Origin of the sequence: Gilliamella sp. Occ3-1, from assembly GCF_001690655.1 — a bacterium.
Taxonomy (GTDB): domain Bacteria; phylum Pseudomonadota; class Gammaproteobacteria; order Enterobacterales; family Orbaceae; genus Gilliamella; species Gilliamella apicola_P.
The window spans coordinates 15,070-38,061 of record NZ_LZHQ01000001.1; the positions used below are offsets into that span (position 1 = coordinate 15,070).

At 33.0% G+C, this 22,992-nt stretch carries 25 protein-coding genes and 2 pseudogenes; 14 read left to right on the forward strand and 13 right to left on the reverse strand.

The window, feature by feature from the left end; all coding sequences use genetic code 11:
• Nucleotides 1–126 precede the first annotated feature (126 nt).
• The 4 genes from A9G43_RS00080 (at nt 127) to argA (ending at nt 4,269) form a co-directional block, all read left to right on the forward strand.
• Complete coding sequence (locus tag A9G43_RS00080; protein ID WP_065605619.1) at nt 127–423, forward strand: Aca2/YdiL-like domain-containing protein; 297 nt, start codon at nt 127–129, stop codon at nt 421–423.
• A 273-nt stretch (nt 424–696) separates the two neighbouring features.
• The gene (gene aroL / locus A9G43_RS00085) at nt 697–1,209 is read left to right on the forward strand and encodes a shikimate kinase AroL (RefSeq protein ID WP_065605741.1); all 513 of its coding nucleotides are present in this window, start codon (nt 697–699) and stop codon (nt 1,207–1,209) included.
• A 243-nt stretch (nt 1,210–1,452) separates the two neighbouring features.
• Complete coding sequence (locus A9G43_RS00090) at nt 1,453–2,652, forward strand: MFS transporter (RefSeq protein ID WP_065605621.1); 1,200 nt, start codon at nt 1,453–1,455, stop codon at nt 2,650–2,652.
• A 288-nt stretch (nt 2,653–2,940) separates the two neighbouring features.
• Complete coding sequence (gene argA, locus A9G43_RS00095; protein WP_065605623.1) at nt 2,941–4,269, forward strand: amino-acid N-acetyltransferase; 1,329 nt, start codon at nt 2,941–2,943, stop codon at nt 4,267–4,269.
• A gap of 81 nt (nt 4,270–4,350) precedes the next feature.
• On the opposite strand, the gene A9G43_RS00100 is transcribed toward argA, so the two are convergent.
• The 9 genes and pseudogenes from A9G43_RS00100 to A9G43_RS00140 all read right to left on the reverse strand — a co-directional run bounded on the left by A9G43_RS00100 (nt 4,351) and on the right by A9G43_RS00140 (nt 11,551).
• Nucleotides 4,351–5,322 carry a sugar-binding transcriptional regulator gene (locus tag A9G43_RS00100; protein ID WP_065605625.1) on the reverse strand — a complete coding sequence of 324 codons (972 nt, stop codon included), beginning with the start codon at nt 5,320–5,322 and terminating at the stop codon, nt 4,351–4,353.
• A gap of 119 nt (nt 5,323–5,441) precedes the next feature.
• Nucleotides 5,442–6,686: a zinc-binding dehydrogenase gene (locus A9G43_RS00105; RefSeq protein ID WP_065605627.1), complete on the reverse strand. Its 1,245-nt coding sequence runs from the start codon at nt 6,684–6,686 to the stop codon at nt 5,442–5,444.
• Between the two features lie 123 nt (nt 6,687–6,809).
• Nucleotides 6,810–7,639 (reverse strand): annotated as a pseudogene (locus A9G43_RS00110) (mannose/fructose/sorbose PTS transporter subunit IID).
• Nucleotides 7,640–7,655: 16 nt separating this feature from the next.
• Nucleotides 7,656–8,474, reverse strand: coding sequence for a PTS mannose/fructose/sorbose transporter subunit IIC (locus tag A9G43_RS00115; RefSeq protein WP_065605631.1), 819 nt, complete (start codon nt 8,472–8,474; stop codon nt 7,656–7,658).
• A 42-nt stretch (nt 8,475–8,516) separates the two neighbouring features.
• Nucleotides 8,517–8,990 carry a mannose/fructose/sorbose PTS transporter subunit IIB gene (locus tag A9G43_RS00120; protein WP_065605633.1) on the reverse strand — a complete coding sequence of 158 codons (474 nt, stop codon included), beginning with the start codon at nt 8,988–8,990 and terminating at the stop codon, nt 8,517–8,519.
• A pseudogene (locus A9G43_RS11215) lies at nt 8,991–9,410 on the reverse strand (PTS sugar transporter subunit IIA). It abuts the gene before it with no gap.
• Between the two features lie 260 nt (nt 9,411–9,670).
• Nucleotides 9,671–10,330: a DNA mismatch repair endonuclease MutH gene (mutH, locus tag A9G43_RS00130; RefSeq protein WP_141673985.1), complete on the reverse strand. Its 660-nt coding sequence runs from the start codon at nt 10,328–10,330 to the stop codon at nt 9,671–9,673.
• A 75-nt stretch (nt 10,331–10,405) separates the two neighbouring features.
• The gene (locus A9G43_RS00135; protein WP_065605639.1) at nt 10,406–10,954 is read right to left on the reverse strand and encodes an NADPH-dependent FMN reductase; all 549 of its coding nucleotides are present in this window, start codon (nt 10,952–10,954) and stop codon (nt 10,406–10,408) included.
• Nucleotides 10,955–11,014: 60 nt separating this feature from the next.
• A complete protein-coding gene (locus A9G43_RS00140) occupies nt 11,015–11,551 on the reverse strand; it encodes a Dps family protein (RefSeq protein WP_065605641.1) in 537 nt (178 codons plus the stop codon).
• Nucleotides 11,552–11,819: 268 nt separating this feature from the next.
• Here A9G43_RS00140 and srlA point away from each other — a divergent pair, with 268 nt between their 5' ends.
• The 6 genes from srlA (at nt 11,820) to srlR (ending at nt 15,952) form a co-directional block, all read left to right on the forward strand.
• Complete coding sequence (gene srlA / locus A9G43_RS00145; RefSeq protein WP_065605643.1) at nt 11,820–12,368, forward strand: PTS glucitol/sorbitol transporter subunit IIC; 549 nt, start codon at nt 11,820–11,822, stop codon at nt 12,366–12,368.
• A 21-nt stretch (nt 12,369–12,389) separates the two neighbouring features.
• The gene (gene srlE / locus A9G43_RS00150) at nt 12,390–13,376 is read left to right on the forward strand and encodes a PTS glucitol/sorbitol transporter subunit IIB (RefSeq protein WP_065605646.1); all 987 of its coding nucleotides are present in this window, start codon (nt 12,390–12,392) and stop codon (nt 13,374–13,376) included.
• A 96-nt stretch (nt 13,377–13,472) separates the two neighbouring features.
• Nucleotides 13,473–13,841 carry a PTS glucitol/sorbitol transporter subunit IIA gene (locus A9G43_RS00155; RefSeq protein ID WP_065605648.1) on the forward strand — a complete coding sequence of 123 codons (369 nt, stop codon included), beginning with the start codon at nt 13,473–13,475 and terminating at the stop codon, nt 13,839–13,841.
• A gap of 12 nt (nt 13,842–13,853) precedes the next feature.
• On the forward strand, nt 13,854–14,633 hold the full coding sequence (srlD, locus tag A9G43_RS00160; RefSeq protein ID WP_065605650.1) for a sorbitol-6-phosphate dehydrogenase: 780 nt from the start codon (nt 13,854–13,856) through the stop codon (nt 14,631–14,633).
• 78 nt (nt 14,634–14,711) lie between these two features.
• Nucleotides 14,712–15,071 carry a transcriptional regulator GutM gene (locus A9G43_RS00165; protein WP_065605652.1) on the forward strand — a complete coding sequence of 120 codons (360 nt, stop codon included), beginning with the start codon at nt 14,712–14,714 and terminating at the stop codon, nt 15,069–15,071.
• 98 nt (nt 15,072–15,169) lie between these two features.
• Nucleotides 15,170–15,952, forward strand: a complete 783-nt coding sequence (srlR, locus tag A9G43_RS00170; protein WP_065605654.1) for a glucitol operon DNA-binding transcriptional repressor SrlR — start codon at nt 15,170–15,172, stop codon at nt 15,950–15,952.
• A 137-nt stretch (nt 15,953–16,089) separates the two neighbouring features.
• Here srlR and serA read toward each other — a convergent pair whose 3' ends face one another.
• Nucleotides 16,090–17,331, reverse strand: a complete 1,242-nt coding sequence (gene serA / locus A9G43_RS00175) for a phosphoglycerate dehydrogenase (protein ID WP_065605656.1) — start codon at nt 17,329–17,331, stop codon at nt 16,090–16,092.
• Between the two features lie 88 nt (nt 17,332–17,419).
• A complete protein-coding gene (gene rpiA / locus A9G43_RS00180) occupies nt 17,420–18,076 on the reverse strand; it encodes a ribose-5-phosphate isomerase RpiA (RefSeq protein ID WP_065605658.1) in 657 nt (218 codons plus the stop codon).
• 209 nt (nt 18,077–18,285) lie between these two features.
• Here rpiA and A9G43_RS00185 point away from each other — a divergent pair, with 209 nt between their 5' ends.
• The 4 genes from A9G43_RS00185 to A9G43_RS00200 all read left to right on the forward strand — a co-directional run bounded on the left by A9G43_RS00185 (nt 18,286) and on the right by A9G43_RS00200 (nt 21,389).
• The gene (locus A9G43_RS00185; protein WP_065605660.1) at nt 18,286–19,197 is read left to right on the forward strand and encodes a LysR family transcriptional regulator ArgP; all 912 of its coding nucleotides are present in this window, start codon (nt 18,286–18,288) and stop codon (nt 19,195–19,197) included.
• An 88-nt stretch (nt 19,198–19,285) separates the two neighbouring features.
• Nucleotides 19,286–20,359, forward strand: a complete 1,074-nt coding sequence (hemE, locus tag A9G43_RS00190) for a uroporphyrinogen decarboxylase (RefSeq protein ID WP_065605662.1) — start codon at nt 19,286–19,288, stop codon at nt 20,357–20,359.
• On the forward strand, nt 20,352–20,954 hold the full coding sequence (locus A9G43_RS00195; protein WP_065605664.1) for a YjaG family protein: 603 nt from the start codon (nt 20,352–20,354) through the stop codon (nt 20,952–20,954). Before hemE ends, A9G43_RS00195 begins: the two co-directional genes overlap by 8 nt.
• A 162-nt stretch (nt 20,955–21,116) precedes the next feature.
• Nucleotides 21,117–21,389 (forward strand): HU family DNA-binding protein, encoded by a 273-nt coding sequence (locus A9G43_RS00200; protein ID WP_065605666.1) that lies wholly within the window; start codon nt 21,117–21,119, stop codon nt 21,387–21,389.
• Nucleotides 21,390–21,561: 172 nt separating this feature from the next.
• Here A9G43_RS00200 and ybaK read toward each other — a convergent pair whose 3' ends face one another.
• Together ybaK and A9G43_RS00210 are read right to left on the reverse strand one after the other, a co-directional pair.
• Nucleotides 21,562–22,047, reverse strand: coding sequence for a Cys-tRNA(Pro) deacylase (gene ybaK / locus A9G43_RS00205; protein ID WP_065605668.1), 486 nt, complete (start codon nt 22,045–22,047; stop codon nt 21,562–21,564).
• Nucleotides 22,048–22,138: 91 nt separating this feature from the next.
• On the reverse strand, nt 22,139–22,963 hold the full coding sequence (locus tag A9G43_RS00210; protein ID WP_065605669.1) for a hypothetical protein: 825 nt from the start codon (nt 22,961–22,963) through the stop codon (nt 22,139–22,141).
• Between the last annotated feature and the right edge of the window lie 29 nt (nt 22,964–22,992).

Below are 22,992 nucleotides of genomic sequence, written 5' to 3' on the forward strand. Positions count from 1 at the left end.
AATTGGAATTAGTCGTATTTTCTACTGTTTATACAATTAGCTGATATTGCCAACTATATTATGTTGGTATAGGTAAAGTTAATATATTAATTGGATAGATCAAGTGCATTATAATAAGGAGCATTTATGACTAACTTAGAATTGCAAGCGTATCGTCGTTTTCTTATGCTAAAAGTATCAGAAGCTAGTGAATATATTGGCAAAACAGATATTAATACATGGCATGAGTGGGAAAACGGTACAAAGCCGATTCCAGAATTTTTCAGAAAAACAATGCAAGAAATAAAAAAAATCCGAAACGAAAAAATAAATATTATTATAAATAGTATTAATGATCGTATTGGTAGTAATACAATCCGCTATTTTATGACATACGAAGAGTTCAAAAAGGTAAATTTAGATCTTGATGTGATTCAATGGTGATTACATCAATCGATTGCAACAGAGCTCTATTTCCGTGGTTTAGAAAAGTTATGTTAATTAACTTTATTAAGATGACTTTTAGGTTTTAAAAGCTTCCTTATAATTATTGTAAATATTTCATTACGGATGATTCTATAGAGGTTTTGTTTAATTATATAAAAAATATATAGTTATATATTTTTTATATAATATGTAAAAAATTTGTTGTAAAAATAAGAGCAAATCACTAGCATGGTTAATATATTCTATAAATCTGAAAAGATAAAACCCGATATGAATAAAACAATTTTTTTAGTTGGTGCACGGGCTGCTGGTAAAACAACGATGGGAAAGATGTTAGCAAATAAGCTATCGTTTTCTTTCATTGATACCGATAGCTATTTATTCGAAACTACCCAAAAAACGGTAGCCGAAATTGTTGAAAAAGAAGGTTGGGAAGGATTTAGAGCAAGAGAGAGCCAAGTGTTGATTGATACAACTAAACCTAATTGTGTCATTGCAACTGGTGGCGGCATGGTATTAGCCGAGCATAACCGGAATTTTATGAAACAAAATGGCACAGTCATCTTTTTATCCGCACCTGCGGCAACACTAGCTGCGCGTTTAATGAAAGATCCTAACATTGCTCAAAGACCGTCACTAACGGGTCTATCTATTTCTGATGAAATGGAAAAGGTATTGGCTGAAAGATTACCTTTATATCATGATGCTGCACACCATGTGATCAATGTTGATCAAGATGAAAGTTTGATTCTTGCAAAAATGTTTGAAATGCTTCGAAACTAATTTAACTTCTTTTAATAAAAAAGCCGCTTAAAAAGTGGTATTTTTATTAACAATAGAAAAAAATAAATTTTTACAATTTAACCAAGATTCTATATAAGTTTAATTTTGAATAAAACTTTATTGTTTTTTAGAACCAAATAAAAGCTAAGTAACAAATTTATACTTACTATCTTTCTGATTAATATTGATACTTGTATATTGAATAGAATTATAATTTTATGTTTTACATATGGAGTATGACAAGTGGATAATCGAAAGGTCAATCCTTATGGAATTGCTGGATCTATATATGCAAATTATATAATACAAAGTATTGCATTAATTGTGATCATGCAATTCTCAAATGATATATCGAAACAACTTAATATTGATCTAATCGGCATTGGTAAAATTGCTTCGGGTATAGGAATTGGAAAAATATTATTAATGTTTGTTGGTGGTGTATTGTCAGATAAATTTGGTCGCAAACTATTTATTTGTCTAGGTATGGCTTGCTATGCTATTTTTTTTCTAGGAATGCCTTTTTGTACTAATATAAATATTGCTTTTTGTTTAGCTATTGCTATTGGGGCTGGAAATTCTTTTTTAGATACTGGTTCAATGCCAGCATTAACAGAATGTTTTCCAAACTCATGTGGTACAGCTAGCGTATTGATCAAGGCTTTCATTTCAATGGGATCTCTTGTTCTTCCATTTATTGTTGTTTTTTGCCATCAATATCAAATATGGTATGGTTGGATTTTTTTTGGTTTTGTTGTTTATTTAATAGTTAATACACTATTTTTACTTCCTAAGCAGTTTCCACATATAGATGCCTCCATTAAAAGTAATGAATGCTCACAAAGTTATTTTATTGGAAAACCTAATTTTGGATTTGAAGGTATTTTATTAATTATTATGGGATTTACAACAACAGTAACATTCGTTATTGTTTTGCAGTGGTTGCCAACTATCGCTATCAGAGCTGTTAATATGAGCGAACCTGATGCTAATCAACTGATTAGTTATTATAGCACTGCCTCAATTATTTCTGTATTTGTTACGGCTTTTGTAGTCAAACATCTATTAAAACCTATCTTTTGCATCATTATTTTACCTGCCTTATCTGCGTTGGTATTAATCATTTTCTATTTTAATGTTTCACCTGCAATGTGTGTTATCGTCGCAATAGGAATGGGATTTACTGCGGCAGGGGGAGTACTTCAATTAACTTTGGTTGTTATGCAACAAATGTTCCCAACACGAAAAGGTCTTGCTGTAGGTTGTATGTATACTTTTAGCGGTCTATCGTTTGTTATCATTCCGCTTATAGTACCAAAATTAGCTATGTTCAATGTAAGTTATGCCATATTAATTGACTTTTTTATTGCGATATCAAGTGTAATACTTGGCTCAATTATCTTTTATCGTTTTAAAAAGGTAGTTGATATAACAAAAATATAATTTTATATATTTTAAGAATAATAATGTTAGAGGGCATGCCAATATGGCATGCTTTTTTTCGATATTAACATCTCATAAAATTTTAATTTATTTTCGTATTTAACAATTCAATATTTTGTTAATCCATTATTACTTAATCAAAAATCATTAAGCTTAAGTCATTAACTTTTATTAATAGCAAATTTTAAGATTATTATTAGATTCTTAAAATATTGCTTGCCATAAAACCAAAAATAAATAAAAATACATAAAAAGTGAATAAGTATTCAATTTGAGGTGGTTGTGAAAATGAAAGAACGTACAACTGAGTTAGTTGATGGCTTAAGACATTCAGTACCTTATATTAATGCACATCATGGTAAAACATTTGTAATTTTGCTCACAGGCGCAGTGTTAAAAAGTAATACTTATTCAAGTATTATCAGTGATATTGGTTTACTTTATAGTCTTGGTATTAAACTTGTTATTGTTAATGGTGCTCGCAATCAGATTGATGAATCTTTAAAAAATCATAATATCACACCTAAATATTATAAAAATACGCGTATTACCGATGCAACAACACTAGACATCATTAAACAAGTTACAGGTTCATTACAACTCAATATTACCGCAAGTTTATCAATGAGTTTAAATAATACTCCATTACAAGGAGCTCATATCAGTGTTGTAAGTGGTAATTTTGTGATTGCACAACCTTTAGGGGTAGATGATGGGATTGATTATTGTCATACAGGTAAAATCCGTCGTATAAACAACGAGGCTATAGCTGAACAACTAGATCGTGGCTCAATTGTGTTACTAGGCCCTGTTGGCGTTTCGGTTACTGGTGAAAGTTTCAATTTAGCGTCTGAGGATGTTGCAACCGAAGTTGCTATTCGCTTAAAAGCAGATAAATTAATCAGTTTTTGCGCTGAACAAGGAGTACTAGATGAAAACGGTCGTGTTATTACCGACCTTTATCCTGTTGATGCGAATAATTATGTCAACAAAAAAGAGCAGCAAGGTAAACTTTTATCTAGTGAAGCACGTTTTTTACGTGCAGCATCTAAAGCATGCCGTAGTGGGGTCAGACGAAGCCATTTGGTAAGTTATTTGGTTGATGGCTCAATTTTGCAAGAATTATTTTCGCGTGATGGGATTGGAACACAAGTAGCGATGGAACATTCTGAACAAGTGCGTTTAGCAACTATTAACGATATTGGAGGAATTCTAGAACTCATACGCCCACTTGAAGAACAAGGTATTTTGGTTAAACGTTCACGTGAACAGTTAGAAATGGAGATCGATAAATTTACCATTATTGAACGTGATAATATGACAATTGGTTGTGCAGCGCTTTATCCATATCCTGAAGAAAAAATGGGAGAAATGGCCTGTGTAGCTATTCATCCTGATTATCGCAATTCATCTCGAGGAGATAACTTAATTGAAAAATTAACAGAAAAAGCAATCCAGTTAGGGCTCGAAAAAATATTTGTTTTAACTACACGTAGTATTCATTGGTTTAGAGAAAAAGGTTTTAACCCTGCAGAAGTTGATGATTTACCGATTAAAAAGAAAAAACTTTATAATTATCAAAGGAATTCTAAAATTTTAATGCTTGATATTCTTTAGATTTTTATAAGATTAAGTCTTATAGATGGTAATATTGTTTACTAGTAACGAATATTATTTGCTAATCTTTTAGTTGAAAAATTAGTTAATTAATTGAGTGGCCATTTCATCACTAATTACTAATATATCAATATAATTTGCATTTAATGCTGCTTTTAAACTATTGATTTTTTCGGAGTCACCACTTGCACATATTTTTAGTGGAATTTTTTTTAGATTATCTAAAGTTACTCCAATAATTTGATTACAAAATGGTGTTTTTAATTCTGTTCCTTTATTATCGAAAAAGCGAGATAGAATATCACCTACAATTTTTTTATTAGCAATTGCTTGAAATAATTCTCCATAAAAACCGTACCAAATAGAACTTTTGGATATAGCAGGGCAACCGATGCTAAAAAGCGCTACGGTAATCTTACTCCACCAATCCTTTAATTCTTTCATATGTTGAGTTTTTTCAATTTCTAATTTCAATTGTTCAGTATCAACAATAGCAGGGTAATCAATAAGTATAGCTTGACTGTTTAATTTATTGGAAAGTTTATATGCAATATTATTAACATGATATTTTGTTTCAATTTTTCCTGATGGCCCACCAATCATCGGTACGATAATTGTATTATTAAACTGAGTATTATCATTTTTTAAACTACTAACAATATAATTAATTGTGCGCCCCCATGAAATACCAATGATATCGTCATCATGAATATTCTTAATTAATACATTTGCAGCGACATTGCAGACAATTTGATTCTTGCTGTCATTATCGATATTTTGATTAACAGGTACAACAATAACTTGTTTTAAATTAAATTTATTAAGAATTTTTTCTTCTAATGCAATATTGGGCAGCAAATCATAATTAATTGATATAGAAACAATGCCTAATTCACGTATAACTTTTAGCATTCGGCTAATGCTTGATCTATGTATATTGACGATTTTAGCTATTTCAGATTGAGTTTTATTTTCTTCATAATAGAGTTGAGCTATTTTTATTAATAACTTGTGTTGCTCAAAATCGTAGTTACCAACGTTATTATTGATCATGGCTATTTTATTTTATCAGTCATTGTTATTAAAAATTACTATTTGTTTTTAAGAATATCAAGATGCCATTGATAATAAATCTTATTATGGCATCTTGATGTTATTAAAGTATATCAAAATTAAGACTCAATATCAGGAAAATCATTCAATACTAAATCTTCGGCTTCTTTTGACCAAATACCATGACTTTTATTTAATATTTTCTTCAATGCTACATCATCAGCACTATCTGTTAGAGATTCTAAACTTTTAAGTCCAAACCGTTTGTGAGTGTAGACTAGTTTTTTTCCACCTTTAATTTTATCTTGTAATTGAGTTATTTCGCAGGCTTGATCAATTCCCATTATATGTGAAACAATCTTAGCAACATCAACCTTGCCTGACTCAATTAGTTTAACAGCTAAGCGCATGTCATCAGTATTTCCTCCTGATGTTCCTACAATATGTGTAAAATTATAATGTACATTATAAAAATTAATTTCGGCCTCAAAATTTTTATCTTGGGGGCCTGAAAAGAAATTTAGACAACCGTCAAATGCCAATAATTGTGATGCTAAATGAATTAACTCTTTTGATGGTAAAAAAATAAAGATATCATCAAAACTATTTTTTGAAGCTTTGCTTTTCAATAGAGACAATTGATCTTCATTATCAGATATATCAACAAATTCAAGTTCAACCCCATTGCGTGATTGGTATAATGTTTTCAGATGTGCTATTTTTTCTTTATTTCGCCCTGTGACAACCACTTTATTCGGTTTGATTGGCCCATTTAAAGCATAGTCTATTGCAAGCATCCCCATAGGACCTGTTCCCCCTAATATGAGCAATTCTCCATTAGGTTTTATTCCCATAATATGATCATAACTATTTGTTTTTAAATGATAGTTAGCATTAAAAGCACCAATAATACAGGATAAAGGTTCGATTAAAGCTCCTTCAAAATAAGTTTTTCCATCATAAGGAATTAAACAATCTTGCTTTAATACGTCGTGATTAACTATCATGTAGGTTGCACACCCACCTGTATTCAAATAAGAGTAACCAACACAATAAGGGCTATTAACTAGCTGTAAATTAGCTTGTATGACATATTTTTGCCCTTCTTTAAATTTATGTTGCCAATTTTTACCTACTTGCAAAATATCACCGCAACACTCATGCCCAATAATGATTGGATTGTTTTTTAAATCTGGTGGTGTTTTTTTATGGTTTTCTCCTTGATTTACTAGCTTTAGTGAAGACATACACATACTGTCAACAATAACAGATACCAACACTTCATCATCAGTGATTGGTGGAAGTTCAAAAGATTCTAATTGAAGATCATTTTTCCCATATAATCTAACGGCTTTAGTTTTCATATATTCCTCTTTAATAAATTAAATTTGATACAAATTTATACTCAATATTGCTTACCCAGTTATACTGATAGTTGTAAGAAGAAATATTTATAACAAATTGTTTTGATGTTTTTTGTTTGCGTTTTAAGCGAGAATACCTAACCCATAACCAATAATACCTACAGCAAATAAAGCAAAAATTAAGATAATTGGGCTAACTTTTTTCTGAGTAATTTCATCATTAACAATGTTAAACCCAAAGGGAGTAAACTAGGTACTAGATCGTTGAGTATACCTTGTACTGTCATAATGATTTCATTACCATTTGTATCGGTAGTTTTAGATACAGTTAAAGGAACATTTATTGAGGTCCATTTGGTCACTAGTACACCCATAATAAATAGACCAAGAATAGAAGCACCTTCTGTCAGTTTGGGTAAAAGATTACCCGAAAGATCTTTAACAATACCTATTCCTTTTGATAATCCATAGGTTAAACCATACCATTTCATGGCAAGTCTGACTAAATTAAACAAAATAAAAAATAATAATGGACCTGCAATATTACCAGTGAGAGCTAAAGATGCACCAAGTGCCGCAGTGATAGGGCGCAATGTTCCCCATACAAGAGGATCACCCGCTCCAGCTAAAGGACCCATTAATCCAATTTTGAGGCTATTAATTGTTCCATCATTAATTGGTGCGCCATTTGCTTTTGCTTCTTCCATCGCTATGGTAACACCAAGCACAGGGCCACACATTGCAGGGGTTGTGTTGAAAAAGGATAAATGTCTTTTTAACGCTTGGCGTTGTTCATCTTTTGTATGATATACTCGTCTAATTGTTGGAATCATATCTACACAAAAAGCAAGTGCATGGATACGTTCATAATTAAAAGAAGCTTGTTGAAAATTAGAACGAATAAATGTGCTAATCACATCTTTTTTCTGAACGGTTTTTAACATCTCTTTCATAATAAAATTCCTATAATTAATCATCTAACTCATCATCAATGATTATTTGATTGGTATTTGCTGTCGAATTTATAAATTTGTCATTGTTTTTTATTACATTAAACTTTGGATTTAATTGAACATAAATAATGGCAAAAATAACCCCTAAAATACCAAATGAAAGTAAACTAAAATTTAAATATCCACCTAAGACAAAACCCAAATAGAAAAATGGTGCTAAATATTTAACAATCATCATGTTTAATACCATTGCATAACCAACTACAACGATAAATCCACCAGCTACTGAAAGACCACCAGTGACAATATCTGGTAACATATTTAATAAAGATTGTACGGTGTTTGCGTCAACGTAAATTGCAACAAGCGTAGCAGGGATAGAAACTCTTAATGCTTGCACAAAAAGCGCACTAAAATGAAGTAACTCGATTTTCCGAAATTGAACCTTTTCTGCTGCTTTATCGGCTTCATGCTGAAATATAACTGTAATAGTTCTTGCAAAAACAGTTAATATTTGTCCTGCTGCTGCAACAGGAAGAGCTATAGCTATTCCTGTTTGGATATCTTGCCTTCCGACAACAACTAATATAGTTGAAATTACACTAGCCAATGCTGAATCTGGAGATTGGGCTGCCCCTATATTCATCCAACCCAATGCTATGAGTTCAAGTGTACCGCCTAAAATGATACCTGTTTTTACATCACCTAATATTAAGCCTACTACGGTACATGCAATTAATGGACGATGTGTTTGAAATTCATCAAGTACACTTCCCATCCCTGCGATGCACGAGAAAATAAAAATGAACATGATTTGAAGTATTGAAATATCCATGTTTCCCTCCTGCTAATTATTATGTTAGTACGGATAACCCTGCTAAAGAATTTTAATAAAATCAATATCAGGATCGGTAATAACAACTTTTAAACATAAGTTGATGCCCATCTCATGCAATTTTTTAAATGAAGATATATCATTTTCATCAACAGAAACGGCTTTGGTAATTTGTTTTTTTCCCTCTTTAAACGACATTCCTCCAATATTAACCTCTTTAATGGGAACACCTGCATTGACTAATCGTAAAACATCGGTTGGGTTTGTAAAAAGATAAAAAACAGTGTCATTTTCGTATTTAGGATTTTTGTAGACTGCTGCGGCCTTATTAATACTTATCACTGAAACTTTAATTCCTGGTGGAGCCGCTTGTTTAACTAGTGTTGAACGTATTTCATCATTAGCAACTTCATCACTGACGATGATAATTCTTTCAGCTTTGGCTTCTTTTGTCCAAACGGTAGTAACTTGACCATGAATCAATCTATCATCAATACGAACTAAATTTATGATCATTTATAATTCCTCCCTTGTAGGTTCATTTTTAGATAAAAATTTGAAAGATTTAATAAAATTTAAGTTGGTTTCGTTTAATTGTTCAAATACGTTTTCAATATTGATAACAGAGAAATCAAGATTTAATAGCTCTAAGCAAAGAGGTAGAGATAATCCAGTAATTACTTCGATATTACCTAATTGCATAGCTAGAATGGTGGCTGCGTTATAAGGGCTACCTGAAAATATATCAGTGATAATGATGAACTATTTCGATACTGATTGGTTAATAATTTTTAGATATTTGTCTTTTAGACTATCAATACTATCCCCTGGTTCAAAAGTTATAGTATGCAAATTAGGGTATTGTCCTGCAATCATCTCAATGCTATTTTTCATTTCATATGCAATTTTTCCGTGTCCAGCCAAAATAATATTCATTTAACACCTCTCACAAATTCTCTTTTTTATTCACAAATGTTTATTTAAGTTTAAATTTACATTCACATATTCTCAAAGTAAATCACTAATGTGAATAATTGTGATGTAGATTTGATTTTTTGTGAAAATGAGCGGAAAGATGTTCTTTATTTTTAAAAGGAATTATGATCTATTGTCAAGAATTTTAATATTTAAAGAAGATTTGGTATAAAAAATATATAATTAATATGTTTTGGTTATGATCAAAGCGATTAACAAATTTAAGCTTGTAAAATTTGCATTGTAAATGTTTTTTTTAAGTAAAACCCACGTGGTCGGGTTAAAATAATATCACCATTTTCACCAATTGCTTCCGTAAGAGCTTGCCCATTGGCTGCTTTAGGCCTAATTTGTAAATAAGTACCATATCGAGCGGTAATTTTTTCAACATGTCCTAGCGCTATCATATCCATTAACTCTTCCCAGTCTTGTTTGAGCTGCTGTTCTTGTTCTTGAGTTGGTGTCCACATAATAGGTTTTCCAACTTTTCTATCTGCGAGAGGAATAGTTCTTTCACCTTCTATCGGGACCCAAAGTACTTTCGCAAGTTTATATTTAACATGGCTTGTCTCCCAAATAACGCCATGATTAGCCATTAATGGTGTGACACTAACGAAGGTTGTCTCAAGTGGTTTACCGTGTTTATTCACAGGAATAGTTTTAAGCTCTATACCAAGATTAGCAAAATCTTGCTCAGCTTTACTACCAGCATTTGCTCCTAAAAAAGTTTCAATAAGATTGCCTACCCAACCTTTTTGTTTATTTAGGTTATTCGGTATAGGTATATTTAAGTATTGTGCTATCTCGCCAAAAGTGTAACCTGCTGCTAACTGAGCTCGTTGTAATAATTCTTGTTCACTATTAGGACAAAATATAGGCATGGTAAAAATAGTTAACTTACTTGTTAAGAAAACACAGTCAATTATATTGACTGTGAATCTTAAAATAAAGAGTTATTAGCTTAACTTTTCAACCCAACTTGCATAGCTATTAATAATAAGAGCTAAGAATTCTTTACTTTTTTCAGTAATATTACCACTTTCATCAAAAGCAGAAGCTACATTACCAATATAAGCTTCAGGCTGTTGTAATGTCGGCATATCAAGAAATACTAATGATTGACGAAGTTGATGGTTAGCTCCAAATCCACCAATTGCACCTTGTGAAACGGAAACAATTGCAGCGGCTTTTTTAGACCAAACGCTCTTACCATAAGGACGAGAACCAACATCTATTGCATTTTTGATAACAGCAGGAACTCCACGATTATATTCTGGTGTCAAAAAAATAACACCCTGACAATCGGCTATTTCTTTGCGGAAACGAGTATAAGAGGCAGGAGGAGTATCATTATCAATATCTTCATTATATAAAGGTAAATCGCCAATTTGAATAATTTGTAATGAAAGTGATGGTGGTGCGATTTTTTGAAAAACTTTTGCTACTTTTAAGTTATAAGAGTCTTTGCGCAAACTCCCTACTAGTACAGCAATTTTTTTACTCATCTTAAATCTCCACTTAATTTAAGAGGTATTTTTAATACCTCTTAAATTAATAATACATTGTTAATGTCCTGATGAGTCGACTTTTCTGCCTGCTTCAAATAAGAACCACGCACGTTGTTCTGTTTGATCAATCCACTCTTCAATTAAACTGGCAGTAGCGGTATCATTGTATTTATCACAAATATCATGTGCAACACGCATACGTTCTGTTAGTTTTACATTATCTTGGCATAGCTCGGCAAGCATATCTGATGGTTCAACAAAATCTGCATCATTATCAGAAATACTCTGTAATTTAGCAATGTGACCAATTGAGCGTAGAGTTGTGCCACCTAACTTACGGACACGTTCCGCAATCGGATCTGTCATTGCAAATAGCTCTTCACCTTGATCATCTAGCATTAAGTGGTAATCACGAAAATGAGGACCACTAACATGCCAATGAAAATTCTTAGTTTTTAAATATAAAGCAAATACATCTGCTAAAACAGAATTCATTGCGCCAGAAATATCTTCTGATGCCTTTTGACCAAGATCAGTAGGAAACAAAATAGCTGATTGTTGTAGTTTTTTAGCAGAAGTCATACTTTTAGCCATGATATATTCTCCTTCAAATTGAATAATAAATACCCGTATTGACAAAATTACGCCAACTTAATGTCAATGTCCAATAAAAAACGTTAATTTTTTACTATCATTGCTATTTCAGTAACCTATGGTTTTTCTTATTTCTTTCTTTTTTCTATTTATTTGAAATAATAACTTTTAAGATAAAAGAGAATATTTCAAAATGTGATTTAGTTAAAAGTTTTCATGTTTCAAAGTTGATAGCATTAATACAAGATTTAATTCAATAGGAGACAATATGATTGATGCTATTTCATTTGGTGCTGAATGGTTTATTGGTTTATTCCAAGAAGGCGGCAAGGTATTTGTGGGTATGGTAACGAATATATTACCATTATTAATTTCATTACTCGTTGTGATGAACGCAGTAATTAAATTTATTGGGCAAGAACGTATTGAACGTTTAGCACAAGCTTGTGCGGGCAATCCTATTTCTCGATATCTATTATTACCACTTATCGGAACTTTCGTGTTTTGTAATCCAATGACATTAAGCCTAGGTCGTTTTATGCCAGAGTTTTACAAACCAAGCTACTACGCAGCTTCATCTTACAGTTGCCATTCAATGAATGGACTTTTTCCACACGTTAACCCTGGTGAACTTTTTGTTTATTTGGGAATAGCGGCCGGTTTAACTACCCTAAATTTACCTTTAGGCCCTCTTGCTGTGAGTTATTTTCTTGTCGGTTTAGGTGCTAACTTCTTTAGGGGGTGGATTACTGACTTTTGTACTGCCATTTTTGAAAGAAAAATGGGCATCAAGTTAGAAAGGAAAGTTCATCTATAATAAAAATAAGGAATATAAAAAATGGCAAAATTTATCTACCTTGAAAAAGGCGAAGCAGGTTGGGGTGGACCTTTGGAGTTTCCAGTTATTGCTGGTAAAAAAATTGTTTATATTGCAGCAGGTACTCGTCCAGCCATAGTTGACACTTTAGTTGATCTAACAGGTTGGGAAGCTATTGATGGTTTTAAAGATGGCGAGCCGCCTAAAGAAGAAATTGGTGTTGCTGTGATTGATTGTGGAGGAACATTACGCTGCGGAATTTATCCAAAAAATCGTATACCAACTATCAATATTCATGCCACAGGTAAATCAGGCCCTCTGGCTCAATATATTGTTGAAGATATTTATGTTTCAGCAGTAAAACCCCACAACATCAAACTCATTGAAAAAGAAGGCGATGTAATAAGCGAACCGGCGGTAAACGATAAATCGTCTGAATTTAAAGATTATGACAGCAGCAAAAAAATTACTGAACAAAGCGATGGTTTGTTAGCAAGAATTGGTATCGGTATGGGGTCTGGTGTTGCTGTTTTCTTCCAAGCGGGTCGAGATACAATTGACACTGTACTGAAAACAATACTTCCTTTTATGGCGTTTGTATCGGCACTAATTGGTATCATCATTGCATCTGGATTGGGTAACTTTATTGCGCATGGGCTAGTACCACTGGCAAACAATCCGCTTGGATTGGTTATCTTAGCCTTAATTTGTTCATTTCCATTACTTTCCCCATTCTTAGGCCCTGGTGCGGTTATTGCTCAAGTTATTGGGACATTAGTTGGTGTTCAAATTGGGTTTGGTAATATTCCACCACATTTAGCATTACCAGCATTATTTGCCATTAATGCACAAGCAGCATGTGACTTTATTCCAGTTGGTTTATCACTTGCTGAAGCTAAACAAGATACAGTGCGAGTAGGGGTACCATCTGTGTTAGTTAGCCGCTTTTTAACCGGTGCGCCAACAGTATTAGTTGCATGGGCGGTATCGTTATTTATCTATCAATAGATTGTCTAAAAAATGGGATGGTTCCATTCCATTTTAAGCTAACGTTAAAAACAAAAAGCTCGGATTAAATGAGAATAAGAAACAAGAAGGTTAATAATGTCAAATATTATCTATCAATCAAAAATTAGTCAAATTGGTGAGTTTGCTCAAGATGTATTAACTGATGGCATGTTAATCCTGTTTAAAATTGGAGCACCAGCAGATTTAGCGGATTACTGCTTTGTGCATAGTCATGATGATTTAAAACAAGATTTACAAGTTGGACAGACCATTTATCTAGGTAAACAGAGTTACAAAATTACCGCAGTGGGTGATGTTGCTAGCGTTAATTTCTGTGAATTAGGTCATATCACATTAAAATTTGATGGTAATAGCCAAGCCGAATTACCAGGAACCATTCATATAAAAGGTGAAACGCTAAGTCAGCTTTTTGTGGGTGATGAAATTAGAATTGTAAATGATTAAGGAACATAAAAAATGAAACAAGTAGCAGTTGTTATAGGCGGTGGGCAAACTCTTGGTGAATTCTTATGTAAAGGTATCGCTGATGCTGGATACAAAGTTGCCGTTGCAGATTTGAATGCCGATAATGCAAACAAAGTTGCAGATGAAATAAATCAAAAATATGGCTCTGGCACAGCAAAAGGCTTTGTTGTTGATGCAACCAAAGAAGATAGTGTTATCAAGTTAGCACAAGACGTTGAAGCTACATTTAAACTTTCTGACTTATTAGTCTACAGTGCAGGAATTGCACGTGCAGCTCCAATTACCAGTTTTGCATTAAGTGATTTTCAATTATCGATTGATGTCAACTTAACTGGTTATTTCTTATGTGCGCGTGAATTTGCAAAATTAATGGTAAAACATAATACCGCTGGTCGTATTATCCAAATCAATTCGAAATCTGGAAAAGTGGGTAGCAAACATAATTCAGGATACAGCGCAGCCAAATTTGGCGGAGTAGGATTAACACAATCACTAGCCCTAGATCTTGCTGATTGCGGTATTACTGTAAACTCATTAATGTTAGGTAACTTATTAAAATCCCCTATGTTCCAATCGTTAATACCACAGTATGCTAAAAAATTAGGTATTCCTGAAAACCAAGTGGAACAAGTTTATATTGATAAAGTCCCCTTAAAACGAGGTTGTGATTATCAAGATGTACTTGACGTATTGCTATTTTATGCAAGTGATAAAGCATCATATTGCACAGGGCAATCAATCAACATTACTGGTGGACAAGTGATGTTCTAGTTAAAATAAAGTGCGAAAGGTAATTTAAACTTATCGCACTTTTTATTTTAGCTTAAACAAAATGGAAAAATATTAAATATGACGACTACTCTAGTTGCTATAGCGCTTATTGCTTGGTGTATTCAAATTATTTTTAGTTGGTTTCAAATTTGTTGTTTCAATAAAGCGTTTCTAGCTTTAAAAAAAGGTTGCTATTTAGGTGTCGGTCGCAGTAAAAGTAAACAATTTAGACCAAGAGTATTAGTTGCAATTTCATTAGATGAAAATAAAGTTGTGATTGATTCTATTATAATGAAAGGGATCACGGTATTTGCATTGCCTAAATCTATTTCCCAGCTCCATGGCTTATCTGTATCAGAAATAATCCCAGAAAAAATATTTCCAAACGACCTAATATCACAAAGTGCGTTGATTGTTGCCTTAACAGCAAACAATTAATAATTATCTTTTATTTTGAAAAGTAATTTCTTTCATTATAAAGTATAATGGTTTGCAAAATAAAATTTCCTATATACTAATAATGATGGAATCATAATATGAAAGTAAGGCAACGACAAACAGCTATTTTAGAATACCTGCAAAATCATGGACAAGTTAGTATTGATGAATTAGTTGAGCATTTCAAAACGACTGGAACTACAATTCGTAAAGATCTTACTCAACTCAGCCAAAGTGGTCTAGTTTTACGTACCTACGGCGGTGCCATGTTAAACCGTGAAACTGGTGATAGAGCTATTGATCATAAAACTTACATCAACATTGGATCTAAAAAATTAATTGCATGCGAAGCAGTTAAATTGATCCACGAAGGTGACTCAATTATTTTTGACTCTGGAAGTACTGTTGCTCAGATGATTCCTATACTGACAAGTTTCAATAATTTGACTATTATGACCAACAGCTTACACATTGTAAATGAACTTGTTACACATAATAATGATCATACTATTATCTTATCAGGTGGTACTTTTCGCCGTAAATCGGCCTCTTTTCACAGTAACAGCGCATCAACTGCGGTCATATTTGAATCTTACACTTTCGATAAACTATTTATGGGGGCTGATGGGATTGATTTAATGGGGGGCGTGACAACATTTAATGAAAGCTATCACGGCAGTGTTGCCATGAGTAAGGCCGCGGCAAAATTAATATTATTAGCTGACTCAACTAAGTTTGGTAGGCGTAGTCCTAATGTTGTGTGTGACTTAAATGCTGTTGATACTATTATCACCGATAATAAATTAGATGACAAATATTATGAAGCACTCATACAAAGAGGCATCAAGGTCATTAAAGTAGATGTAATTGATAAAGAATAAAAAAATAGCATTGTTAAGATGTTGCATCAGCGGGAATTTATTTGAGTGACGCAAATTATTAGCAAAACAAATTTAATTTACTCAAAATTAAAAACCCGCTAAAGCTGAGTGGCTAACAAGCGTACCGACTTATCACCTTAAAATAACAATCTAGCACGAATTGTTCCTGGCACGTTTTTCAGTTTAGCTAACAATTCTTCAGCCTTATTTTGTTTAACTCTATCGATATCAATAACAACATAACCAATCTGAGGATCAGTTTGTAAATATTGTGCTGAAATATTAAGCCCTTGTTCAGCGAATAACGTATTGATAGCAGTTAGAACACCAGGTTGGTTACGATGAATATTAATAAAACGACTAGAGCCTTTAGCTGGAATAGGTAGAGAGGCTTCAGGAAAATTAACTGCTGAAAGTGTCGCACCAGTATCAGAATATTTAGCTAGTTTACTTGCGACCTCAATCCCAATATTTTCTTGTGCTTCGCTAGTTGAACCACCGATATGCGGAGTAATAATTACATTATCAAATTGACATAATGGAGATTCAAAAGGGTCGTTGTTACTAGCAGGCTCTGTTGGAAAAACATCAATAGCTGCCCCACTGAGTTTATTGGTTTTCAGTGCTTTAGTTAAAGCATCAAGATCGATAACTTTACCGCGTGAAGCATTGATTAAAATTGCGTCTTGTTTCATTGCATCAATTTCGTTATCACTAATCATTTTGATGGTTGTTGGATTTTCTGGTACATGCATTGAAACAATATCGCTTATCGCTAGTAATTCTTTCATTGTTGAAACTTGTTTAGCATTGCCCAAAGGTAGTTTTGTTTCAATATCATAAAAATAAACATTCATCCCTAACGATTCAGCCAAAATACTTAGTTGGCTACCAATATGCCCATAACCAATAATACCTAAATTTTTACCACGAGCTTCGTGTGACCCCGTCGCAATCTTATTCCATTTTCCTCGGTGTGCTTTAGCATTTGCTTCTGGTACTCGACGAAGTAATAATATTGCTTCGGCTAATACTAACTCTGCTACAGATCGTGTATTTGAAAATGGTGCATTAAAAACAGGAATACCTTTTACTGCCGCCGCATCAAGATCAACTTGATTGGTACCTATACAAAAACAGCCAATACCAGCAAGTTTAGGTGCTGCATCGATAATATCTTTAGTTAATTGTGTTCTTGACCTGATCCCAATAAACCGGACATCTTTCAGGGCTTGCTTAAGTTTTTCAGGTGATAATGCGCTTTTATGATATTTAATATTGGTAAACCCGGCGGATTTTAATATTTCAATTGCGCTAGGGTGAACTCCCTCAAGTAATAAAAACTTATTTTCATCTTTGGTTAAAGTTTGAATAACCATTATTTCCTCATTTCCTCTTTTTCCTTCAGCATATAAATTGCTACTTATAGATAAATACTATTTATTAACTTAATTGTAATAAATGATTTTATCTAAGCTCTTTTACACCCGTACTGCATCCAACAAGTGCGATGTCAGCGCCTTTATTGGCAAATAATCCAACAGTAACCACACCTGCAATGCTATTAATTCGATTTTCTAGCTCCATTGGTTTGGCAATGACAAGATCATGAACATCCAAAATCACATTTCCATTATCGGTTATAACGCCTTGACGATATATTGGTTTACCGCCCAACTTATATAACTCACGAGCAACATAGGAACGTGCCATTGGAATCACTTCAACCGGTAATGGAAATTTACCTAATACATCAACAACTTTTGATTCATCAACAATACAAATAAATTGTTTAGCAATGGCTGAAACAATTTTCTCGCGCGTTAAAGCTGCGCCACCACCTTTAATCATTTGCAACTGGTGATTGATTTCATCCGCACCATCGACATAAACATCCAAAAAATCGACTTCATTACAATCGAGAACAGGAATACCATAGCTTTTTAATTTTTGGGTCGATGCTTCTGAACTTGATACAGTACCTTTGATTTGATCTTTTATTGTTGCTAATGCATCAATAAAATGGGATGCTGTGGAGCCTGTTCCTACTCCAATAAAAGAATCAGGTTTAATAAATTTTAAGGCTGACCAGCCTACGGCCTTTTTTAATTCGTCTTGTGTCATAATATCACCCCTATTTTGAGGATAATTTTTCTTAAAAAAATAAAAATTCGAAAGCAAAATTGTTGAAGATATGGCATAGTACCCAATTAGAAAGCAAAAATCATTAGGATTTTAAGAATTAAGTCAACTTTGTGATAGGTTTAAAACTTATTACGATATTAAAGTAGATTGAATATTTGAGCAATGATCAAATCATTAATAAAGAGATTATGAAGCGTCCAGATTATAGAGCGTTACAAGCATTAGATGCGGTGATAAAGGAACGAGGATTTGAAAGAGCTGCTGATAAATTGTGTATTACACAACCTGCGGTTTCGCAACGTATCAAACAATTAGAAAGCTTTTTTGGTCAACAGCTGCTCGTTAGAACTATTCCTCCGAAAGCAACCAAACAAGGTGAGCATTTGCTCGGCTTATTACATCAAGTTGAATTATTAGAACAGCAATGGTTAGGTGATAACGAGCAAAATGCCACACCTCTGTCTTTATCTATTGCGATTAATGCTGATTCGTTAGCAACTTGGTTTTTACCTGCGTTAAAACCAGTTTTAGATAAAAATATTATACGTTTTGATATTCAAGTCAAAGATGAAGAACATACATTAGAGTTATTGCGTTTAGGCACTGTAGTTGGTGCGATTAGCATTCAAGCTAACCCTTTACCAGGTTGCCTGTCTGATTTATTAGGTGCTTTAGACTATATTTTTGTGGCTTCACCTGATTTTGCTAAAAAGTACTTTCCAAATGGTGTGACTAGATCATCTTTACTAAAAGCACCAGCTGTTGCATTTGACCATCTAGATGATATGCATCAGGCTTTTTTACAAGAAAATTTTAACCTTACGCCGGGTAGTGTAATTTGCCACATCACCAGTTCATCTGAAGCTTTTGTACAATTGGCTAAGCAAGGTTCAGCCTGCTGTATGTTACCAAAGTTGCAAGTTGAGCAAGAATTAAAAAATGCTGAATTAGTTAATTTAACTGGAGGGTTATATCAAAGGCGAATACTATATTGGCATCGTTTTGCTCCCGAAAGCAGTGTAATGCAAAATATCTCTGAAACCTTGATTCGTTATGCACAACAAACATTATCACAGCCTAAGGCTTTAGATCACGAATAATAGATAAATTAGATGATTTTTATACTCAAAAACATACTTTCCTGAAACTTTTTAACAAAATAAAGCCTATACATGAAGAGCTGAAGATATGAGCCAATTAAAAAATGATCGTTATTTACGTGCTTTGCAATGTTTGCCTGTAGACTATACACCAGTTTGGATGATGCGACAGGCTGGTCGTTATTTACCTGAGTATCGTCAATTAAGGTCAAAAGCGGGTGATTTTATGACGATGTGTCAAACGCCAGAATTAGCTTGTGAGGTCACCTTACAACCATTACAACGATTTGAGCTTGATGCTGCTATTATTTTTTCTGATATTTTAACAATCCCTGATGCTATGGGGCTTGGCTTATATTTTGAATCGGGTGAAGGACCTAAATTTAAAAAATCGATATCTTGCATATCAGATATTGAACAATTACCCATCCCAGATCCAGAGCAATCACTTAAATATGTGATGGATGCGATTCGATTAACAAAAAAAGAACTCAATGGTAAAGTTCCACTAATTGGTTTTTCGGGAAGCCCATGGACACTAGCCACCTACATGATTGAAGGAGGCAGTAGCAAAGCATTCACCAAAATTAAAAAGATGCTTTATAGTGAGCCCAAAGCGTTGCATCAACTACTTGAAAAACTCGCAAACAGTATCGCATTATATTTAAATGCACAAATTCAAGCGGGAGCACAATCGATTATGATTTTTGATACTTGGGGCGGCGTATTAAGTCATCAAAGCTATCAAACATTTTCACTTGACTATATGCAACAGATCTTATCGCAATTAAAACAAGGTAAAAAAAGTCAAGATATAACCTCGTACATTCCTGTTACTTTATTTACTAAAGGAGGAGGAATATGGCTTGATCGTATTATTAATACTGGTTGTGATGCGGTGGGAGTGGATTGGACTGTAAATTTAAGCCAGATTACTCAAAAAGGGAAAATAGCAGTACAAGGGAATTTAGATCCTTCCGTTTTATATGCAAGAAAGCAAACAATTGAATCTAACGTAGAGGCCGTTCTTAATGAATATGGCTATCACAATGGGCATGTTTTTAATTTAGGGCATGGTATTCACCAAGATATCCCTGTAGAGAATGTACAGCATTTGATTGAAGCGGTACATCGACTGTCAAAAAGGTTTCATCATGATTAAAAATCCTGTTCAATTAAGGCTAGAAAAGTTACCACAATGGAAACAACGTCTATTTATGGTCTGCTTATGCGAACGAATGTATCCCAACTTTGTTTTTTATTGTCATCAACAACAAAATGAAGATGATGCTAAAAATTACAAAAAAATACTGGATTTAGTTTGGGAATCGCTATTAGTTGAAGATGTAAAAATCAATTTTGATTTGCAGCTTGAAAAATTAGAACTCATTATTCCAACTGTAACAGATGACAGTCCTTATATGGTTTATCCAGCCATCGATGCTTGTCATGCGCTTGGCGAAGTTTTGCACTCTTACTTGAGTGGTGAAATCGCCGAACATACCGCTAAAGTCAGTAGCATATCAGCAACTACTATCGCTGAATTTGAAATGACCAGAACAAATGTTACTCTTTCAGAAGATGAACAGCAAACTTTACCTAGTGTTATTGATGAATTTGATTTGCAGTGGGAAATATTTCGATTGCTACGCGAAGAAAATAAAGAAATGATTGAATTGATAAAAGGCTTGAAAGAAGAAATACGAGCAGTGAAAATTAGCAATATTGGTGTTTTTTTGAGCGATCAAGGCGTCTAAAGTGTAATTTTTAAAATTTTTCTTTAATATTAGACAAATATAGACTACATTTAATAACAATGTAACCTAAGTAATGTTTACAGTAACGGCTCTAAAATATTAAGTTTTAGCTCCGTTTATAATGTTAACTTTAACAATAAAATAATATGTAAGGATATACCCATGAATAAAACAGAACTTGTCGACGCAATTGCTAGCAAAGCTGATATTACCAAAGTAGCTGCAAAAACGGCGTTGGAAGCTACATTAGCCGCCATTACTGAATCATTAAAAGCTGGTGAGCCAGTTCAATTAGTTGGTTTTGGTACATTTAAAGTTAATTCTCGTAAAGCTCGTACTGGTCGTAATCCAAAAACTGGTAAAGAAATTGAAATTGCAGCAAGTAAAGTACCTGCATTCGTATCAGGTAAAAGCTTAAAAGAAGCAATCAAATAAATTGCTTTTTCTTGCTGTCAACTTGATTGATAGATGTAATGGGTCATAGGGTGTATCTTTATGGCCTTATTGTTTCAATAAGAATACATTATTTTAAGACAAATTGTCTTCGCTTTTCTATCTTGTTTATAAGTAGTATTAGAACCAAATTAGAATTATATTACTAATAATTTTAAGTGGTTATTTCAACCCATTTCGCATGTAATATATCAATCAAATCTTGAGGTGCGATTTCAATTTCTAATCCTCTTTTGCCACCTGATACAAACATTGTCGCGTGCTCACTTGCACTTAAATCAATGAGTGTGGGGAGTTTTTGCTTTTGACCTAATGGGCTAATTCCTCCTACTAAATAACCAGTTACCTTTTGGGCTAAATTAGGATTTGATAAATCTATTTTTTTACAGTTTAATGCTTTTGCGACTTTTTTAAGATCCAAATGACTATCGACAGGCAATACACAAACCGCTAACGTCTTATTGTTACCGTTTAAACTCACAATCAAGGTTTTAAATACCTGTGTTGCTGTAACATTCAAACTGGGATCAAGTTTATCAACCGCTTCTTGCCCATAGTTAGTTTGGTTGGGATCGTGTTTATATTGGTGGATATTAAATTTGATTTTTAACTTTTTAAGTAAATCAATTGCTGGAGTCATAGCTTTTATCCAATAGATTTAGTTAAATCAAAATAGTATATGGCAAATGATATCCTTACCAAAATAGAGTTGGTAAGGATATGAATAACAATTAAAGAATTAACTTATGGTCTTCTTGATTTTTATCATCATTGTTAGACGGTGCTGCTGAGTTAGAGGCACTATTTGCTAGCGTATAAAGACGATAGAAAAAGCTAGTAACAAAAATATCAAAAAAGACACTACAGAAAGAGAGGATCGTATCAAGGACAAAATTGTCACTATCGAACGCAATAGTTAATTGAGCAAAAACCATCACAAATGCTAGGTAGATTAATACCATCAAAATAGCTGAGCGCCACTGTGTTTTTGATAACTGAATGCTTAATGAAAGTGAGTCAAAAATATTGTTTTGACTAGGTTCAACCAGCGAAGCAAAAAAGAAGTTACAAAAGATAATTAAAATTAGGATTGGAATTAGTAATACTAAAAAAATTAATATAAAAATAAGTACTTTAGGTAAAAGCAAATTTAAACTAATAAGCACTATAGATAACATAAATGAGACTAAAAATATAAAGACACCAATGATAATATAAAAAAAAATAATTTTTAATGTATTTGATAACGCTTTAGAAAGTAATAGATTTAAATTAAGTTTATCGCTGATATAAAGGTTAGAAATTGTTGCTATACTAATTGCTTTTAAAATAATTCCAATTAGTAATGTCAACATCACGAATAAAACATAGTTAGTTAAATTTTGTGAAAAATAGATTTGTTGAGCTAGATTTTGTTTGTCAAATAAAGAATTAAAAAACGTATGAATTAAAGCTAGCGTTAGACTAACAAGAATAAATTGCGTAATACGATTACGAATAAAATTGCGAGTTTGTGTAAAAGTTAAAGGAAAAGAGATTTTTTTTTGCATTTCCATATAAGTTCCTTACGTGTGGTAACCAGTGT

Bases quoted from the DNA above. Each gene is read 5' to 3' on its own strand.
- mutH (WP_141673985.1), bottom strand. From the start codon at position 10,330: ATGCCTATATTTTGTCCTAATAGTGAACAAGAATTATTACAACGAGCT.
- srlA (WP_065605643.1), top strand. From the start codon at position 11,820: ATGATTGATGCTATTTCATTTGGTGCTGAATGGTTTATTGGTTTATTC.
- A9G43_RS00135 (WP_065605639.1), bottom strand. From the start codon at position 10,954: ATGAGTAAAAAAATTGCTGTACTAGTAGGGAGTTTGCGCAAAGACTCT.
- A9G43_RS00115 (WP_065605631.1), bottom strand. From the start codon at position 8,474: ATGGATATTTCAATACTTCAAATCATGTTCATTTTTATTTTCTCGTGC.
- A9G43_RS00105 (WP_065605627.1), bottom strand. From the start codon at position 6,686: ATGAAAACTAAAGCCGTTAGATTATATGGGAAAAATGATCTTCAATTA.
- ybaK (WP_065605668.1), bottom strand. From the start codon at position 22,047: ATGACTCCAGCAATTGATTTACTTAAAAAGTTAAAAATCAAATTTAAT.
- A9G43_RS00100 (WP_065605625.1), bottom strand. From the start codon at position 5,322: ATGATCAATAATAACGTTGGTAACTACGATTTTGAGCAACACAAGTTA.
- hemE (WP_065605662.1), top strand. From the start codon at position 19,286: ATGAGCCAATTAAAAAATGATCGTTATTTACGTGCTTTGCAATGTTTG.
- srlR (WP_065605654.1), top strand. From the start codon at position 15,170: ATGAAAGTAAGGCAACGACAAACAGCTATTTTAGAATACCTGCAAAAT.
- A9G43_RS00120 (WP_065605633.1), bottom strand. From the start codon at position 8,990: ATGATCATAAATTTAGTTCGTATTGATGATAGATTGATTCATGGTCAA.
- rpiA (WP_065605658.1), bottom strand. From the start codon at position 18,076: ATGACACAAGACGAATTAAAAAAGGCCGTAGGCTGGTCAGCCTTAAAA.
- srlD (WP_065605650.1), top strand. From the start codon at position 13,854: ATGAAACAAGTAGCAGTTGTTATAGGCGGTGGGCAAACTCTTGGTGAA.
- A9G43_RS00195 (WP_065605664.1), top strand. From the start codon at position 20,352: ATGATTAAAAATCCTGTTCAATTAAGGCTAGAAAAGTTACCACAATGG.
- A9G43_RS00210 (WP_065605669.1), bottom strand. From the start codon at position 22,963: ATGGAAATGCAAAAAAAAATCTCTTTTCCTTTAACTTTTACACAAACT.
- A9G43_RS00080 (WP_065605619.1), top strand. From the start codon at position 127: ATGACTAACTTAGAATTGCAAGCGTATCGTCGTTTTCTTATGCTAAAA.
- A9G43_RS00155 (WP_065605648.1), top strand. From the start codon at position 13,473: ATGTCAAATATTATCTATCAATCAAAAATTAGTCAAATTGGTGAGTTT.
- A9G43_RS00185 (WP_065605660.1), top strand. From the start codon at position 18,286: ATGAAGCGTCCAGATTATAGAGCGTTACAAGCATTAGATGCGGTGATA.
- A9G43_RS00140 (WP_065605641.1), bottom strand. From the start codon at position 11,551: ATGGCTAAAAGTATGACTTCTGCTAAAAAACTACAACAATCAGCTATT.
- aroL (WP_065605741.1), top strand. From the start codon at position 697: ATGAATAAAACAATTTTTTTAGTTGGTGCACGGGCTGCTGGTAAAACA.
- argA (WP_065605623.1), top strand. From the start codon at position 2,941: ATGAAAGAACGTACAACTGAGTTAGTTGATGGCTTAAGACATTCAGTA.
- srlE (WP_065605646.1), top strand. From the start codon at position 12,390: ATGGCAAAATTTATCTACCTTGAAAAAGGCGAAGCAGGTTGGGGTGGA.
- serA (WP_065605656.1), bottom strand. From the start codon at position 17,331: ATGGTTATTCAAACTTTAACCAAAGATGAAAATAAGTTTTTATTACTT.
- A9G43_RS00165 (WP_065605652.1), top strand. From the start codon at position 14,712: ATGACGACTACTCTAGTTGCTATAGCGCTTATTGCTTGGTGTATTCAA.
- A9G43_RS00200 (WP_065605666.1), top strand. From the start codon at position 21,117: ATGAATAAAACAGAACTTGTCGACGCAATTGCTAGCAAAGCTGATATT.